Here is a 14,903-nt window from a genome sequence, read left to right on the forward strand (position 1 = left end):
GCAGCATTATTCTGCGCCTTGAGCCTATTTGAGGTTATATGAACGAGTCACACGTACTTGCTGAAGTCAGTAATGAGAACCAGACGCTGGTGGCGGTGGTTCAGCAAGATCACCGGGCTGCCTATTTTTATATTTATCCTTCAGAAGAAAATAGCGAACGTTTTCAGGTGCGAGCCTGCTGGCTGCGTAACCTGGCGGCCGCGCCGCAACAGGAAGACAGTGCGGCATTGGCGTTGGGCCAGCCACCGATGCTGGCAGCCGAGTTTTGCCGCAATCTGGAGGGGGAAGCGCCGTTGAACCCGGAAGGGCTGATGGTGGTCTGGACGGAGAGCGACGACGGTGCGGCGCTGTGGTATTACGGTCAACTGCTGGCAGTGATCCCCGGCTGGAGCCTGTATATCGACCACTCGGTGTGCTATTCAGCCAGTTGTATCAAAGAGAGCCCGCTGGCTTATCCGCTCGGCTCTGCTTCCACCAATACCCAGTATGCGCTGGCGGAAAGTACCCGTCAGTTCTGGCGTAGCTGGCAGCGGGAAGAGGGTAATCCGTGGCCAAAAATGCAGAACGACTATCAGGCGATTTACGATCAGCACTTTGGTCCTTCGGTGAAATACTACGCAATCGACCAGGGTAAATGGCCGCCGATGGCTATTACTCAGCATGAGCGCGATGGCATCTACTATTTTCTCACCATGGGCGTCAGTATCCGCCCGATGCCGTGGGTGGAAATCCTGTTTAACGACGAAGCTCCCCGCTACCGCCGTATGGAAATGGGCATCGCCATCGACGGTCAGTACATGACCGAGGAGAACGCGGTGCAGATGGCCAGCGCGCTGGCCGGGTTTGCCCACGCCCCCTGGGCTAAAATTACCTGGTTTGGCGAAGGCCATACCCTGGAGTCTGAAGTCGCGCCGCAGGGTTATGAGGGCTATGTGCTCTCCTCGTCGTTTTACCCGTACAGCGAGCACCTGACCCTGCCGAAACAGTATGGCGATCCGGTGAATATTTTCTGGGCCAGCCCGGTATTTGAAGCCGAGCGCCTGCTGGCACACGCGACACCGAATGGCGGCCACGATCTGGTGAGTCAATTGCGTGAACAGGGCGTTGACCATATCTTCCGTCCGCGCCAACCGTTATGCTGATCTTCGATTAAATTCACGGGAGTTATCATGAAGTCAGCGCTGTTGATTATTGATGTGCAGAAAGGGTTGTTTACGCCGCCGCCGGCCGATGCCGAAGCGACGATTGAGCGAATTAACACTTTGAGCGCCGGTGCCCGTCAGGCTGGGGTGCCGGTGATTTTTATCCAGCATCAGACACCGGACGATGAGCTGGCACAGGGCAGCGATGCCTGGCAGATTGACTCCCGTTTGCAGGTGAACGACGGCGACCATCGGGTGGGTAAAACCACCCCGGACTCCTTCCTGCGCACCGGGCTGGGGCCATTGCTGATCGCCAAGGGGGTTTCGCATTTGGTGGTCTGCGGCTACTCCACCGAGTTTTGCGTAGACACTACCACCCGTCGCGCCGCTGGGCTGGGCTATCCGGTGACGCTGGCGGCCGACGCACACACCAGTCACGACAAAGCGCACGCCACTGGCCTGCAGATCCGTACCCATCACAACGCCACGTTGTCGAATATTGAAAGCTTCGGCGTGCTGATCAATGCGCTACCGGCGGCAGAAATCCGATTCTGATCGCCAGATAAAAACGAGCCCGGTGTATCAGCCGGGCTCGTTAGCCTTATTTCAATCCCGCCCTGCGAGAACTTATCTTCGGCGATAAGCACCGTATTCTTTGTATGTTGGTGAGTTGCCACTGTTGTCAGTACAGCCAGCGCCCAGCCTTCGCGGAATTTAGAAGCATAAGCACAGTAAATTCAGGCACTGTGGGGATGTCTTTTTCACGCCTGAACATATTTTTAAGCAAGGTTCTCATCGGTGGGTTGGGGTAATAAGTTTCAATGTTAAAACCCGCTTTATCTACTGAGAATTCCTCGAAAAACTCATCCATCAGTTCTTCAGCTTCAGGCCAATCAATACTTAAATCTGTATCGATATCAGAATCCAACGTTATCTCAGGATAGCGACCAATGATAGGCGTGCCATAGTGCTTTTTGATAAGCGAGAGAATCCTTTCCTCCAGTGTTTCTTCTACCATAAACGGTCCCCTACACGGGCTATTTTGTTATAAGTGACGACGCTATCAACGCTGATTCTTGAAACATCATAAGCGAGGATCACCCACCCAACGACAGGGACGGTCCGGCCCACGAAAGTGCCAATATTAGACACCATTTTTCGCCTTATCCCCTCCACTGGATTACCAATAAATGTCGGGAGCTGTTTGCCATATGGGAACTTAGCCTTACCAAATACCTTTCGCGAAGCTACGCTGGCGAGCGATGTCCCCTCTTTCGCGCCAACAGGCTTGGTTCGTGTGGGTAAGATAGCCATTCCGGAAACAATTGCTGTTACGGATGCAACGTCGCTGACACCAAGTTGCTGCATGGTTTTATCAATAAAAATCCAAAAGAAAAGCTCACCCGGAGTAAGGCGCTCCATCCCTGCATAAAAGTATGTTCCACCTAACTCTTCAGTTGTATCCATACGGCGTCCCTCCGCTAAATATTTTCGTAACGTAGCCAAATGAGAGTGGTGTGTTCAATGTTCAAACGGATGATGTTGAAGCCTGGTTAAGTGGAAATGATCCACCAATATTTCATTTAATATGATAATACATCATGTGTTTTCATTTTATGTGACCCACATTTTCCTTTTACATGGCCTGCAGATCCGCACCCATCACAACGCCACGTTGTCGAATATTGAAAGCTTAGGCGTGCTGATCAATGCGCTGCCGGCGGCAGAAATCCGCTTCTGATCGCCAGATAAAAACAAGCCCGGTGTATCAGCCGGGCTCGTTAGCCTTATTTCAATCCCGCCCTGCGTGCCGCCACCTTGGCCAACGCTGACCAGTCCAAATCCGCATCGCCTTGCGCCACCGCATCGAGGAAGTTATCCTTCAGTACGCTGGCGAACGGCATTGGTGTGTGGCTGTTGGCAGCGGCCTCCAATGCCAGGCTCACGTCTTTCATACCCAGGCTTAATTTGAAACCGGCCGGTTCGAACTTCTCTTCGGCAATCAGTGCGCCATACCCCTTGTAGGCCGGAGAGGCGAACAGGGTACTGCTGAGCATTTGCAGGTAATCCGCGCCGGAAACGCCGTAATTACGCACCAGCGCACTGCCTTCGGCCATTGCCTCAATCGCACTGGCCAGCGTAAAGTTGGCGGCGATTTTGACGATATTGGCCTGTTCGGGTTGATCGCCAAAATGCCAGGTCTGTTGGCCGAGCACCTCAAACAGCGGCTGTACCTTGGCGATCAGCTGCGCATCGCCCGCCGCCAGAATATTCAGCTTACCGGCCGCGGCTACGTCCACCCGCCCCAGCACCGGCGCGGCGATATAGCCGACGTTGTGCTCCATATGCAACGCCGCCAGTCGTTTGGCCAGCGCCACCAATATCGTCGCCATATTGATGTGGATCGCCCCCGGTTGCAGCCGTTGCAGCAACCCGCTTGCCAGCACCACCTGCTCGGTTGCGGCGTCGTTGGCCAGCATGGTGATCAGCACATCCACATCGGCCAACTCATCAGCCTGCTGCGCCTGTTGGCCCCCGGCGGCGACCAGCGGTAGTGCTGCCTCTGGGGAGCGATTCCAGACTTTCAGCGTATAGCCCGCCTGCAACAGGTTGGTGGCCATTGCGCTACCCATACCGCCCAGCCCGGCAAATCCGATCTTCATATTGCGCTCCTTCTTCAGGTTGAATCCCTTCACCCTAGCGCGGCAGGCCGAGAACGCAAATGGCGGAATGTAACGCTTTCTTAACCGACCCGCGCGCCGCCGTTAATTGAGGTGATGGTGCCGGTGATAAATGAGGCTTCTTTTGACGCCAGCCACAGTGCGGCGTTGGCGATGTCTTCCACCCGGCCGGTGCGGCCCATAGGTGTTTCTGCCGCGATGGCGTCAATGCGATCCTGCGGTAACCCGGCGCCGAAGAAGCGGGTATCGGCGATAAAGCCCGGGGCAATGGCGTTGACAGTAATGCCCAATTCACCAAGTTCGCGTGCCAGACTGAGGGTAAAACCCTGCACACCGGCCTTGGCGGCGGAATACCCCAGCGCCCCGGCGCTACCGCTGCCACACTGGGCGGCAATTGAGCTCAGGTTAATGATGCGACCGCCCGGTTTACGCAGGTGTGGCAACATCGCAAGGGTAAACAGGAAGGTGCTTTTCAGATTCCCCTCGATCACCGCATCCCATTCCTGTTCGGCCTGCGCCAGCGGCGTGTCGGCGGCAATCACCCGGGTAAAACCGGCGTTGTTGATCAACACATCTACGGTGCCGAGATCGGCAGCGAGCTGTGCGACGACGTCTTCCACTGGCCCACGGCGGCTCAAATCCGCCGAATAGTAGCGGGTGTCGGGGCCAATTTGCTGCGCTGCCTGCTGCAGGCGTTGGGGATCACGTGCCACGATGGCGACACGGTAATCCTGTTGCGCCAGTTGCCGGGCGATAGCCAGCCCAATGCCGCTGGAGCCGCCGGTGATAATCGCTGTACGTTGCGTCATAACTGTTCTCCTTACCGCGGGCCGTGCCGGAATGGCGTCGGTGTTCTGCGGTTGGAAAAGTATTGGCTTTTGCTGTTGATACATCCAATACTCTATTTATGCTCCCAAAATATGAAAAAGGTATCGTGTGATTGAACTACGTCAGCTGCGGCAGTTTATCGCCGTCTCGGAAGAAATGAGTTTTCACCGTGCCGCCGAGCGCTTGCATATGGCACAGCCACCGCTGACCGCCGCCATCAGAAAAATTGAGCAGGAACTGGGGGTGCTTTTGCTGGAGCGCGGCAACCGCATCACCAGGATCACCGAAGCGGGGCAGGTATTTCTGATTGAGGCACGGCGCACGCTGGCGCAGTTTGATCGCACCCTCGGCAATACCCAGCGTGCGGCACGTGGTCTGACGGAATCGCTGCGCCTGACTTTTGTCGACAGCACGGTGAACGCTCTGTTACCGGGGATCCTGCGGCAGTTTCGTCAGGCGCATCCGCAGGCGGAGTTTCATTTGCAGGAGGCCACTACCGCCGAGCAACTGATCGCACTGCGTGATGACCGTGCCGACATTGGCATGGTAGTGCTGCCGGTGGTGCCACAGGAGGGCTTGCAGATGCTGCCTTTCCTGTACGATCGCATGGTGCTGGCGTTGCCGGAAAACCACCCACTGGCGACACAGCAGCAAGTCACGTTGAGCAGTCTGGCCGATCAGTCCTGGATATTGTTTCCAGCGCATTACGGGCCGGGGATGCATGCGGCGATCCTGCAGGCCTGTGCCGTGGCGGGGTTTAGCCCGCGTATCGTGCAGGAGGCGCGACAGATGCAGACCATTGGCGGGCTGGTGGCGGGAGGCGTGGGGATCGCACTGATGCCGGCCCTGTTTGCGGTACTGCAGTCTCCCGGGGTAGTGTTCCGTGAACTGAGCGGTGCCGGCAGCCCGGTACCCTATACGTTGGCGCTGGCGTGGCGCACACCGTCACCGCTGAGCGAGGCATTTTGTCGCATAGCCCGTGAGCAGGCGGCAATCTGGCAACCTGCGGTTATTGACAACACGGCTGCCGGGAGCGTAGCCTAAAAGCCATGAATATGCCGATGCACTCCACTCACAGCCAGTCCTGGTGGCGCCTCCTCTAAAGGCGGCACGGGTATTCACACCTCTTTTTAATGCCGCCGGTTCTGGCGGCATTTTTATTGCGTTGATCCGGTGGTGTCTTTACTTTCAGGAGCAAGGCAATGAGCTACACCATTCTGACCGGCGATCGCGCCACCGGATCTCTCCATTTAGGCCACTACGTCGGTTCACTGCGTCAGCGCGTTGAGCTGCAACAGCAGCATCAGCAAACGGTATTGGTGGCAGACCTGCAGGGGCTGACCGATAACGGCAATAACCCGCAAAAAATCAGCACCAACGTGCTTAATCTGGTGGCCGACTATCTGGCGGTTGGCATCGATCCGCAGAAAACCACCATTTGCCTGCAATCCGCGCTACCGGCGCTGGCCGAGCTGACGATGTATTACCTCAACCTGGTCAGCGTGGCGCGGCTGGAACGCAACCCAACGGTGAAAAGTGAAATCATCGAGAAGGACTTCTCCCGCAGCCTGCCGGCCGGTTTTCTGGTTTATCCGGTCAGCCAGGCGGCGGATATTACCGCCTTTGGTGCCACTCACGTGCCGGTCGGCGAGGATCAACTGCCGATGCTGGAGCAAACCAATGAAATTGTCCGACGTTTCAATCGCATTGTCGGCCAGCAGGTTTTGACGGAGTGCCAACCCTTACTGAGCAACGTTAGCCGACTGCCGGGGCTGGACGGGCAGGGTAAAATGTCGAAATCACGCGGTAACACCATCACCCTGGGGGCTGATGCCAATCAGGTGCACAAGGCGGTAATGAGCATGTTTACCGATCCGGGTCATCTGAACGTCAGTGATCCCGGCCAGGTGGAGGGCAACATGGTGTTCACCTATCTGGATGCCTTCTGTGATGACGCCGTGCTGGTGGCGGATTTGAAGGAACACTATCGCCGTGGCGGGTTGGGTGACATGAAAATCAAACGCCTGCTGGAAGACTGCCTGCAAAGTCTGCTGGAGCCGATCCGCACTCGCCGGGCCGATTACCTGGCCGACAAGGGCGAACTGCTGCGCATTTTACAGCAGGGTACCCGGTGCGCCGACCAGGTCAGTCGGCAGACGCTGGTGCGGGTGAAGGCCGCGCTGGGGTTGGATTTCTTCTCCCTGAGCTGAAGGTTTGCCCCCGGTGGAAAAGGGGGCGTGAGCAAAACATCAGGCTGCGCTGTCAACGATCGGCTGTTTGACCACGAAGATATACGACAGCGCGCCGATCACGGTGAAGCAGGAGCAGAGGGTGAGCGCCAGGCTGAACGAGTGAGTGGTATCCAGGATCCAACCGGTGACTACCGGCGCGAACGAGGCAAAGATAAAGCTGGCGAAGTTTTGAATGCTACCGACCGAGGCGGTCATGCGGGAGGTCACCGCCACGTGGATCAGCCCCCAGCAGGAGGTGCCGGCAAAGTGGATGCAGAACAGCGCCATGCCGATCAACAACACCGCGCTGTAGGTGGTGGTGGCCTGAGCGACCACGGCGGTAAAGGAAGCGGACAGCAGCATGCCGGCGACGATGCAAATTTTACGGCTTTTCAACGGCGCCATACCACGACGCACCAGAAAGTCGGTGACAAAGCCGTTCGACAGCATGCCAGCGGCACCAAACAGGAATGGGATGGCGCTCATCAGCCCGGTGCTTTTCAAATCCAGATGGTAAGTGGTCTGCAGATAACCCGGCAGCCAGGCCAGATACAGCCAGGCGGTGTAGTTGATACCGCTAAAGCCGATCATCATGCCCCACATGGTGCGATTCCTGAACAGCGCTCGCCATTCGCGAAAGTTCATCGGTTCTGGCCTTGCGCTGACGCTCCCGGCATTCAAATAGGCCTGTTCCTGGGCACTCAGGCTGACGTCCTGTCGGTTGCGATACAGCATGTACCAGCCGATCGACAGTGCGATGCCCAACACGCCGATGGTGATAAACATGCCGCGCCAGCCGAAGGCCAGCATCATGGCGGTGAGGATCGGCGGGCTGATCGCCAGCCCAATGGTCGAAGCGGCATTGAAAATGCCCATCGGCATACCGCGATCCTTGATATTGAACCAGTCGTTGATCACCTTCACGCCGCACGGGTTCATCGGCGCTTCACCGATCCCCAACCCGATACGCACCCAGATAAACTGGGTGAAGTTGTGGATCATGCCGGACAGCGTCTGGAACACTGACCAGACAAACATGCCGATCCCCAGCATGATGCGCGGGCCTTTCCTGTCCAGCAATGGGCCGCAAGGCAACTGGGCGATACCGTAGGCCAGGGAGAATGCCGAAAGCAGCAAGCCGATTTCGGTGCCGCTCAGGCCCATTTCTTGCCGAATGGTAGAGTTCGCCACCGAGAGTGAACTGCGATCAAGAAAGTTAATTATTGCCGCCAGAAATAACAAACACATGGCCGTAGTTTGAATTTTTTTAATTCTGGCCGAGCGAACCAGCATGCCCTCGGGTGGCATAGGAATTATGTGATCGGAATAGGGTTCAGCCTGTTCCTTTCCGGCGTTAATCGTATTACTTCTTTCCATTTCGTCCTCCAGAATCTCGCATTAATAATATTTATTATTCCGGGTATTCCCCTGGATGGTGTTTTAGTGAAGGTATTGGCAGGTGGTCGGCAGTAAGCCTAGAGGGCGAAATATTTTAGGCACTAAGTTTTGTCGCGGTTCCGTGCGGCAGCCAGTATTTTGCTGCTTTTTATCGGTTTTAAATCATGCCGGGGTGTTTTTTATCAGTAAAAAACACCCCGGCAGCTCAAGCGATGGCCTGATTGAGGGAGCGGATCATCGACTGTTTGGCGGTATCCAAATGGCGGTGTAGCGCGTTGATGGCTTCCTGATCGTTGCGGCAGATCAGCGCACTGAGAATGGTCATGTGCTCTTCAATGGCAATGATATTGCGCTGTTTCAGATCGGTCTCATCCCACTGATAGTGGAAATGAAAAATCACCGAAATGATCTCCAGCGACTGGTTGAAAAACGGGTTGTTGGCGGCGGAGAGGATCAGCCCGTGGAAGTCACGATCCAACTGGGAAAACAGGCGATAGTGGTCGCTGATGCTTTCGCGAAGTTGGCGGTGGCGGCTCAGCAGTTCTTTGGCCTGCAGCCAGCGTTCATCGTGCGCCGGCAGATTGATAAAGTGGGAAAGGGCGTGCGTTTCCAGCATTTGTCGCAGTTCAAACAGTTGTTCGGCATAGCGCTGGTCAAACTGTTTCATGCTCCACTGCCCGCGCTTGACGCTGTCGATCAGATTGTAACGGCTAAAATGCAGCAGAAATTCCCGCACCACCACCGGGCTGACGTTGACCGCCCGCGCCAGTTGCAGTTCGCTGAAGCTGTCTCCGGCGCGCAGTTGCTTCTGATTGATCATCTGATAGAACGCTTTCTCGAACCTTTTCCCCTGCTCGTCCAGGGAGGGGCTTTGGCAGTCGAAGCCGTCGTCCGACTGCGGCTGGCGTAAAATAACATAGTCGTCACCGACCTTTTCCAGCACGCCACGCTGGAACAAATGCGTCAGCGTATGGCGCACCGTGGTGCGGCTGATGTTGTACATTTCGGCCAACGCAGCCTGAGACGGCAGCGGCGAGCGCAGGTGGCCACTGTTGATGCCGTCAATCATCTGGTTAACGACATTGTGCCGCAGATTTTGGGTTCTGCTCATATGAGCCTCGGCTGTTTTTTATCTATTTAAAACCAATTTAAAGCGGTTTATTTTGTACTGCCTCACAGATTTACCCACCAATTTATTGCCGTTCGGCATTTTTATTTAATAACTCTCCCAATAACCGAGGGGACGTTATGAAAACAATGAAAGTATTAGTGCTCGATCAACCGACGAAATTAATTTATCAGCAACGTCCGGCCCCTTTTCCCGCACCGGCCGAGGCGGTGATCAAAATGATTACCGTGGGCATTTGTGGTACGGATATTCACGCCTGGTCCGGTCAGCAACCTTTCTTTAGTTATCCGCGGGTGCTGGGGCACGAGATATGCGGTGAGATTATCAGTCTGGGCAACCAAGCGACGGGCTGGCGGATTGGGCAGCGCGTGACGGTGATGCCTTATCTTTCCTGTCATCATTGCGGTGCCTGCCTGAGCGGCAAAACCAATTGCTGCGAGAATATTTCGGTGATTGGTGTACATCAGGACGGCGGCTTCAGCGAGTTTCTCAGCGTGCCGGTCAGTAACCTGCTGGCGGTGGACGACGTAGCGCCAGAGGCGGCAGCCCTGATTGAGCCGTTTGCCATCAGCGCCCATGCAGTCCGCCGTGCGGCCATCGCGCCGGACGATCCGTTATTGGTGGTAGGTGCCGGGCCAATCGGCTTGGGTGTGGCGGCGATAGCCAAAGCCGATGGAGCACAGGTAGTGGTGGCTGATACCAGCGCCGAACGACGACGGCATGTCGAACGGGTGCTGGAGCTGCCGGCACTCAATCCACTGGACGATCAGTTTGAGGCCAGGCTGCGCGGCCAGTTTGGTGGCATGCTGGCGGCGAAAGTGATCGACGCCACCGGCAGTGCGCAGGCAATGAACCATGCCGTCAACCTGATCCGTCACGGCGGCAGCATCGTTTTTGTTGGGTTGTTCAAGGGGGATTTGCAATTCTCGGATCCTGAGTTCCACAAAAAGGAAACCACCCTGATGGGCAGTCGTAACGCTACCGAAGAGGATTTCGTCAAGGTCGGCCGGTTAATGGCGACGGGGGCGATCACCGCCCAGATGATGTTGACCCATCACTTTGATTTCGACAGCCTGGCGGAGGATTACGAAGCGCAGGTCATCAACAACAAACAGCTAATTAAAGGCCTTATTCGCTTTTAATCCCAATGGGAAATGACGGCACGCGTCATTTCCCAGCCATAAAACCATCATCCCGTTGTCACAAAGTTATTCGTTAATAGGTGCCCATAATGATTAGCCACTGAAACCAGAGAAATCATATGGCTCAGGCACAGTTAAAACTTGCAACGACCGACTTTCCAGGGCAACAACCGATGTCATCCCGCAAGGTGCTATCGGTAAAAGGCTTAGGCAAAGCTTATAAATCTCAGCAACGGGTGCTGGACGATATCAACTTCGACCTGCACGTGGGTGAGTTCGTGGCGGTGATCGGCCGTTCCGGTGCTGGTAAATCCACTCTGTTGCATACCCTGAACGGCACCATTCCTTCGAGCTGCGGCGAAATGCTGCATTTTGAAGACGACGGCGTGGCGCAGGATATCGCCCAGTTGACCGCCCGCCAGATGCGCCAGTGGCGTTCACGCTGTGGCATGATTTTCCAGGACTTCTGCCTGGTGCCGCGGCTGGACGTGATGACCAACGTGTTGCTGGGTCGTCTGAGCCACACTTCCACCCTGAAATCCTTCTTCAAACTGTTTGACGACGCCGACCGTGCCCGCGCCATAGAACTGCTGCAGTGGCTCAATATGCTGCCGCATGCGTTGCAGCGCGCCGAGAACCTGTCGGGCGGCCAGATGCAGCGAGTGGCGATCTGCCGCGCGCTGATGCAAAACCCCAAAATTCTGCTGGCCGATGAGCCGGTGGCATCACTCGACCCGAAAAATACCCGCCGCATTATGGATGCGCTGCAAAAAGTCAGCGAAAACGACATCGCGGTGATGGTGAATCTGCATTCGGTCGAACTGGTGAAAGAATATTGCACCCGGGTGATCGGCATTGCTCAGGGCAAAATCGTGTTTGACGGTCATCCGTCGCAACTGAACGAACGGATACTGCACCAGCTGTATGGCGAGGAAGCCAATCAAATCCATTGAAACCCTTATTTTCACTTTTACCTTTACACACACAAGGCATAGTAATGAAAAAAGTATTGAGTCTGACCACCCTGATGGCCGGCGCGATGATGGTATTTAATGCTACCGCAGCGGACGCACCTAAAGTACTGAACCTGGGCATTCTCGGTGGGCAAAACGCCACCCAGCAGATTGGTGATAACCAGTGCGTTAAACAGTTCCTGGACAAAGAGCTGAGCGTCGACACCAAGCTGCGCAACTCCTCCGACTATTCCGGTGTGATCCAGGGGCTACTGGGCGGCAAAATTGACCTGGTGCTGAGCATGTCGCCGTCGTCATTTGCTTCGGTGTACATCAAGGATCCAAAAGCGGTGGATATCGTCGGCATCGCGGTGGATGACGTTGACCAATCCCGTGGTTACCACTCGGTGGTGATCGTTAAAGCCGGCAGCCCGTATAAAAAGCTGGAAGACCTGAAAGGCAAGGCGGTGGGCTTCGCCGATCCGGATTCCACTTCCGGCTTCCTGATCCCGAACCAGGAATTCAAGAAACTGTTCGGCGGCACGGTAGACAATAAATACAACAACGCTTTCTCCAGTGTGACCTTCTCCGGTGGCCATGAGCAGGACGTCCTCGGCGTGCTGAACGGCCAGTTCGAAGGCGCAGTGACCTGGGCGTCGATGATCGGCGACTACAATACCGGCTACACCAGCGGAGCATTCACCCGCATGATCCGCATGGATCACCCGGACCTGATGAAACAGATCCGTATTATCTGGCAGTCGCCACTGATCCCGAACGGCCCAATCCTGGTGAGCAATGCATTGCCGGCAGAATTCAAAGCCAAGGTCGTGACTGCCATCAAGAAGCTGGATAAGGAAGACCACCAGTGCTTTATCAAGGCGATGGGCGGCAAACAACACATCGGCGACACCACACTGGCGGAATACCAGAACATCATCGATATGAAGCGTGAGCTGACCAAAGGCGACCGTTAATTCTCGCCTTTACGTCGTGATTGATCCAAAGGGGTTCAGCATGCTGAGCCCCTTGTTGCATAAAGATGGAAACCTATTTTGAATAAAGATTTTGCGCACTATTACCAGCAAATCCGCAGCAAGCAAAAGCGTGAGACGCTGATCTGGTCGCTCGGTCTGGTGGTGCTCTACCTGGGCGCCGGTAACATCGCCGAGTTCAACCTGCACACCGTGTGGCTGTCGATCCCCCACTTCTTTGACTATCTGGCGGAAACCATTCCGACCCTGCACTGGCGCTTATTGTTCGCCGATGGCCACACCGAAGGGTCATTCGCCTACTGGGGTTACCGGCTGAACATTCAATTGCCGCTGATCTGGGAAACCTTGCAGCTGGCGTTGGCGGCGACCATTCTTTCGGTGCTGGTGGCGGGTGTGCTGGCATTTTTGGCCGCCAACAACACCCACAGCCCGGCGACGCTACGTCTGACAATCCGCACGCTGGTGGCATTTTTACGCACCATGCCGGAACTGGCGTGGGCGGTGATGTTCGTGATGGCGTTCGGCATCGGGGCTATTCCCGGCTTTTTGGCGCTGGCGCTGCACACCATTGGCAGCCTGACCAAATTGTTTTATGAGTCGATTGAAACCGCCTCCAACAAGCCGGTACGCGGGCTGATGGCCTGCGGTGCGACCCCGTTGCAGCGCATGCGTTTTGGCATGTGGCCCCAAGTGAAGCCGGTGTTTCTTTCGTACAGCTTTATGCGGCTGGAAATCAACTTCCGTCAGTCAACCATTTTGGGGTTGGTGGGGGCGGGTGGCATCGGTCAGGAGCTGATGACCAACATCAAACTCGATCGCTACGATCAGGTCAGCATGACGCTGCTGCTGATTATCCTGGTAGTTTCGCTGCTTGATTACACCTCAGGTGAACTGCGCAAACGGGTCGTGGAGGGGAAAAAATGATAACGGCACCCACTATTTCGGCGGAAAAGCTGCAAACGCTCAAACAGCAGCATCCGGAGATATTTTCACAGCAGCGCCGCTACCTGCGCACCATCGGTATTGTGGCGGTGGCGATTGCACTGTATTACCTGTTTTTCTTCCAGTTTTTTGGTATCTCGTGGCCGCAGTTTATTAACGGCTGTCATCAGCTAGGCCGCTACTTTATGCGCATGTTCGTCTGGCACGATTTCGTCAACTGGCCGTTCATGTACTACTTCCAGCAGATATTTATCACCATCGGCATCGTGTTCGCCGGCACTATCACTGCTTCGTTGATCGCCTTGCCGCTGTCGTTCTTTGCGGCGCGCAACGTGATGTCGACGCCGTTGCTGCGACCGATCTCGGTGCTGGTGCGCCGCCTGCTGGATGTCTTGCGCGGTATCGACATGGCGATTTGGGGGCTGATTTTTGTACGCGCCGTTGGCATGGGGCCGCTGGCCGGGGTGCTGGCGATTGTGATGCAGGACGTCGGGCTGCTCGGCAAACTGTACGCCGAAGGGCATGAAGCGGTAGATAAATCCCCCAGCCGGGGTCTGACGGCGGTGGGCGCTAACGGGCTGCAAAAGCACCGTTACGGTATCTTTACCCAGTCGTTCCCCACATTTTTAGCGCTCAGCCTGTACCAGATTGAATCCAACACCCGTTCTGCTGCGGTGCTGGGCTTCGTCGGCGCCGGCGGTATCGGTCTGGTGTATGCGGAGAACATGCGATTGTGGAACTGGGACGTGGTGATGTTTATCACCCTGATCCTGGTGGTGGTGGTGATGATTATGGATAAGGTCTCATCCATCCTGCGCAATAAATACATCATTGGCGAAGACATCCCGCTGTATCAGCAAAAAAGCCAAATCGATTGAGAAACACGGCTCTGATCCCTATACTGCCGCACATATTCAAGGCGCAGCAGTATAGGGTATTACAATGTGCGCGCCTTCCGGTTTACAAGCTAAAGGCAATTCTATGATCAACAATGACGTGCTGCGCAGCGTGCGCTACATGCTGAATATTAACGACGCGAAAATGGTTGAGATTATCAAGCTGGATAATTTCGACGTTGCGGTCTCGGCAATGAGCACTTACGTCATCAAGGAAGGTGAGCCAGGTTTCGAAAACTGTCCGGACGAAGTGATGGCACACTTCCTGAACGGTCTGGTGTTCTTCAAGCGTGGTAAGGACGACAAGTTCCCGGCGCCGGAAGTGGAACTGCCTGTCACCAACAATCTGGTGTTGAAAAAGCTGCGCGTAGCCTTCGAGTTGAAAGATACCGACATGCACCAGATCTTCACCGCCGTGGAGTTCCGCATTTCCAAACCGGAACTGAGTGCGCTGTTCCGCAAAGAAGGCACCAAAAACTTCCGTCCTTGTGGCGACCAGATGCTGCGTTACTTCCTCAAAGGGTTGGCGCAACGTCTTCGTGGTGCATAAATAACACCCCGGTGGT

General features: G+C 55.5%; 17 protein-coding genes. 11 read left to right on the forward strand and 6 right to left on the reverse strand.

The features are described from left to right. Nucleotides 1–38 precede the first annotated feature (38 nt). Complete coding sequence (locus BEI65_RS14690; protein WP_099063964.1) at nt 39–1,142, forward strand: suppressor of fused domain protein; 1,104 nt, start codon at nt 39–41, stop codon at nt 1,140–1,142. A gap of 27 nt (nt 1,143–1,169) precedes the next feature. After that, nucleotides 1,170–1,697: a cysteine hydrolase family protein gene (locus tag BEI65_RS14695; RefSeq protein ID WP_099063965.1), complete on the forward strand. Its 528-nt coding sequence runs from the start codon at nt 1,170–1,172 to the stop codon at nt 1,695–1,697. A 127-nt stretch (nt 1,698–1,824) separates the two neighbouring features. Here the strand turns inward: BEI65_RS14695 and BEI65_RS14700 are convergent, their stop codons facing one another. Both BEI65_RS14700 and BEI65_RS14705 read right to left on the reverse strand, forming a co-directional pair. After that, nucleotides 1,825–2,160 carry a DUF1493 family protein gene (locus BEI65_RS14700; protein WP_099063966.1) on the reverse strand — a complete coding sequence of 112 codons (336 nt, stop codon included), beginning with the start codon at nt 2,158–2,160 and terminating at the stop codon, nt 1,825–1,827. Then, a complete protein-coding gene (locus BEI65_RS14705; protein WP_099063967.1) occupies nt 2,154–2,609 on the reverse strand; it encodes an STM2901 family protein in 456 nt (151 codons plus the stop codon). The genes BEI65_RS14700 and BEI65_RS14705 overlap by 7 nt, the downstream gene beginning before the upstream one ends. 136 nt (nt 2,610–2,745) lie before the next feature. On the opposite strand from BEI65_RS14705, the gene BEI65_RS26830 reads away from it, so the two are divergent. After that, nucleotides 2,746–2,883, forward strand: a complete 138-nt coding sequence (locus BEI65_RS26830; RefSeq protein WP_232519099.1) for a hypothetical protein — start codon at nt 2,746–2,748, stop codon at nt 2,881–2,883. A 46-nt stretch (nt 2,884–2,929) separates the two neighbouring features. Here the strand turns inward: BEI65_RS26830 and BEI65_RS14710 are convergent, their stop codons facing one another. Both BEI65_RS14710 and BEI65_RS14715 read right to left on the reverse strand, forming a co-directional pair. Next, nucleotides 2,930–3,823 carry an NAD(P)-dependent oxidoreductase gene (locus tag BEI65_RS14710; protein ID WP_255409008.1) on the reverse strand — a complete coding sequence of 298 codons (894 nt, stop codon included), beginning with the start codon at nt 3,821–3,823 and terminating at the stop codon, nt 2,930–2,932. Between the two features lie 62 nt (nt 3,824–3,885). Beyond that, nucleotides 3,886–4,632 carry an SDR family NAD(P)-dependent oxidoreductase gene (locus tag BEI65_RS14715; RefSeq protein ID WP_099063969.1) on the reverse strand — a complete coding sequence of 249 codons (747 nt, stop codon included), beginning with the start codon at nt 4,630–4,632 and terminating at the stop codon, nt 3,886–3,888. Between the two features lie 127 nt (nt 4,633–4,759). On the opposite strand from BEI65_RS14715, the gene BEI65_RS14720 reads away from it, so the two are divergent. Continuing rightward, complete coding sequence (locus BEI65_RS14720) at nt 4,760–5,695, forward strand: LysR family transcriptional regulator (RefSeq protein ID WP_099063970.1); 936 nt, start codon at nt 4,760–4,762, stop codon at nt 5,693–5,695. Nucleotides 5,696–5,853: 158 nt separating this feature from the next. Next, entirely contained in the window at nt 5,854–6,861 is a 1,008-nt protein-coding gene (gene trpS, locus BEI65_RS14725; protein WP_099063971.1) for a tryptophan--tRNA ligase, read from the forward strand. A 39-nt stretch (nt 6,862–6,900) separates the two neighbouring features. Here the strand turns inward: trpS and BEI65_RS14730 are convergent, their stop codons facing one another. Both BEI65_RS14730 and BEI65_RS14735 read right to left on the reverse strand, forming a co-directional pair. Next, the gene (locus BEI65_RS14730) at nt 6,901–8,259 is read right to left on the reverse strand and encodes an MFS transporter (protein ID WP_099063972.1); all 1,359 of its coding nucleotides are present in this window, start codon (nt 8,257–8,259) and stop codon (nt 6,901–6,903) included. Nucleotides 8,260–8,485: 226 nt separating this feature from the next. Next, nucleotides 8,486–9,391 carry a GntR family transcriptional regulator gene (locus tag BEI65_RS14735; RefSeq protein WP_099063973.1) on the reverse strand — a complete coding sequence of 302 codons (906 nt, stop codon included), beginning with the start codon at nt 9,389–9,391 and terminating at the stop codon, nt 8,486–8,488. 137 nt (nt 9,392–9,528) lie between these two features. On the opposite strand from BEI65_RS14735, the gene BEI65_RS14740 reads away from it, so the two are divergent. From BEI65_RS14740 to BEI65_RS14765, 6 genes are all read left to right on the forward strand, one after another. Beyond that, nucleotides 9,529–10,551, forward strand: coding sequence for a zinc-binding alcohol dehydrogenase family protein (locus BEI65_RS14740; protein WP_198404451.1), 1,023 nt, complete (start codon nt 9,529–9,531; stop codon nt 10,549–10,551). A gap of 119 nt (nt 10,552–10,670) precedes the next feature. After that, a complete protein-coding gene (gene phnC / locus BEI65_RS14745; protein WP_099063974.1) occupies nt 10,671–11,504 on the forward strand; it encodes a phosphonate ABC transporter ATP-binding protein in 834 nt (277 codons plus the stop codon). Between the two features lie 44 nt (nt 11,505–11,548). Beyond that, nucleotides 11,549–12,481, forward strand: coding sequence for a phosphonate ABC transporter substrate-binding protein (gene phnD, locus BEI65_RS14750; RefSeq protein ID WP_099063975.1), 933 nt, complete (start codon nt 11,549–11,551; stop codon nt 12,479–12,481). A gap of 78 nt (nt 12,482–12,559) precedes the next feature. Then, entirely contained in the window at nt 12,560–13,423 is an 864-nt protein-coding gene (phnE, locus tag BEI65_RS14755) for a phosphonate ABC transporter, permease protein PhnE (RefSeq protein ID WP_099063976.1), read from the forward strand. After that, complete coding sequence (phnE, locus tag BEI65_RS14760; protein ID WP_085115793.1) at nt 13,420–14,319, forward strand: phosphonate ABC transporter, permease protein PhnE; 900 nt, start codon at nt 13,420–13,422, stop codon at nt 14,317–14,319. Before phnE (BEI65_RS14755) ends, phnE (BEI65_RS14760) begins: the two co-directional genes overlap by 4 nt. A gap of 103 nt (nt 14,320–14,422) precedes the next feature. Then, nucleotides 14,423–14,887, forward strand: coding sequence for a DUF1456 family protein (locus tag BEI65_RS14765; protein WP_099063977.1), 465 nt, complete (start codon nt 14,423–14,425; stop codon nt 14,885–14,887). Nucleotides 14,888–14,903: the final 16 nt, after the last annotated feature.

The organism is Serratia sp. BW106 (assembly GCF_002607755.1).
In the GTDB taxonomy this organism is placed as follows: domain Bacteria; phylum Pseudomonadota; class Gammaproteobacteria; order Enterobacterales; family Enterobacteriaceae; genus Serratia; species Serratia proteamaculans.

What these genes read in the sequence shown, in the direction of transcription:
- BEI65_RS14690 (WP_099063964.1), top strand. Translation starts at nt 39, where the DNA reads ATGAACGAGTCACACGTACTTGCTGAAGTCAGTAATGAGAACCAGACG.
- BEI65_RS14695 (WP_099063965.1), top strand. Translation starts at nt 1,170, where the DNA reads ATGAAGTCAGCGCTGTTGATTATTGATGTGCAGAAAGGGTTGTTTACG.
- BEI65_RS14700 (WP_099063966.1), bottom strand. Translation starts at nt 2,160, where the DNA reads ATGGTAGAAGAAACACTGGAGGAAAGGATTCTCTCGCTTATCAAAAAG.
- BEI65_RS14705 (WP_099063967.1), bottom strand. Translation starts at nt 2,609, where the DNA reads ATGGATACAACTGAAGAGTTAGGTGGAACATACTTTTATGCAGGGATG.
- BEI65_RS14715 (WP_099063969.1), bottom strand. Translation starts at nt 4,632, where the DNA reads ATGACGCAACGTACAGCGATTATCACCGGCGGCTCCAGCGGCATTGGG.
- trpS (WP_099063971.1), top strand. Translation starts at nt 5,854, where the DNA reads ATGAGCTACACCATTCTGACCGGCGATCGCGCCACCGGATCTCTCCAT.
- BEI65_RS14730 (WP_099063972.1), bottom strand. Translation starts at nt 8,259, where the DNA reads ATGGAAAGAAGTAATACGATTAACGCCGGAAAGGAACAGGCTGAACCC.
- BEI65_RS14735 (WP_099063973.1), bottom strand. Translation starts at nt 9,391, where the DNA reads ATGAGCAGAACCCAAAATCTGCGGCACAATGTCGTTAACCAGATGATT.
- BEI65_RS14740 (WP_198404451.1), top strand. Translation starts at nt 9,529, where the DNA reads ATGAAAACAATGAAAGTATTAGTGCTCGATCAACCGACGAAATTAATT.
- phnC (WP_099063974.1), top strand. Translation starts at nt 10,671, where the DNA reads ATGGCTCAGGCACAGTTAAAACTTGCAACGACCGACTTTCCAGGGCAA.
- phnD (WP_099063975.1), top strand. Translation starts at nt 11,549, where the DNA reads ATGAAAAAAGTATTGAGTCTGACCACCCTGATGGCCGGCGCGATGATG.
- phnE (WP_085115793.1), top strand. Translation starts at nt 13,420, where the DNA reads ATGATAACGGCACCCACTATTTCGGCGGAAAAGCTGCAAACGCTCAAA.
- BEI65_RS14765 (WP_099063977.1), top strand. Translation starts at nt 14,423, where the DNA reads ATGATCAACAATGACGTGCTGCGCAGCGTGCGCTACATGCTGAATATT.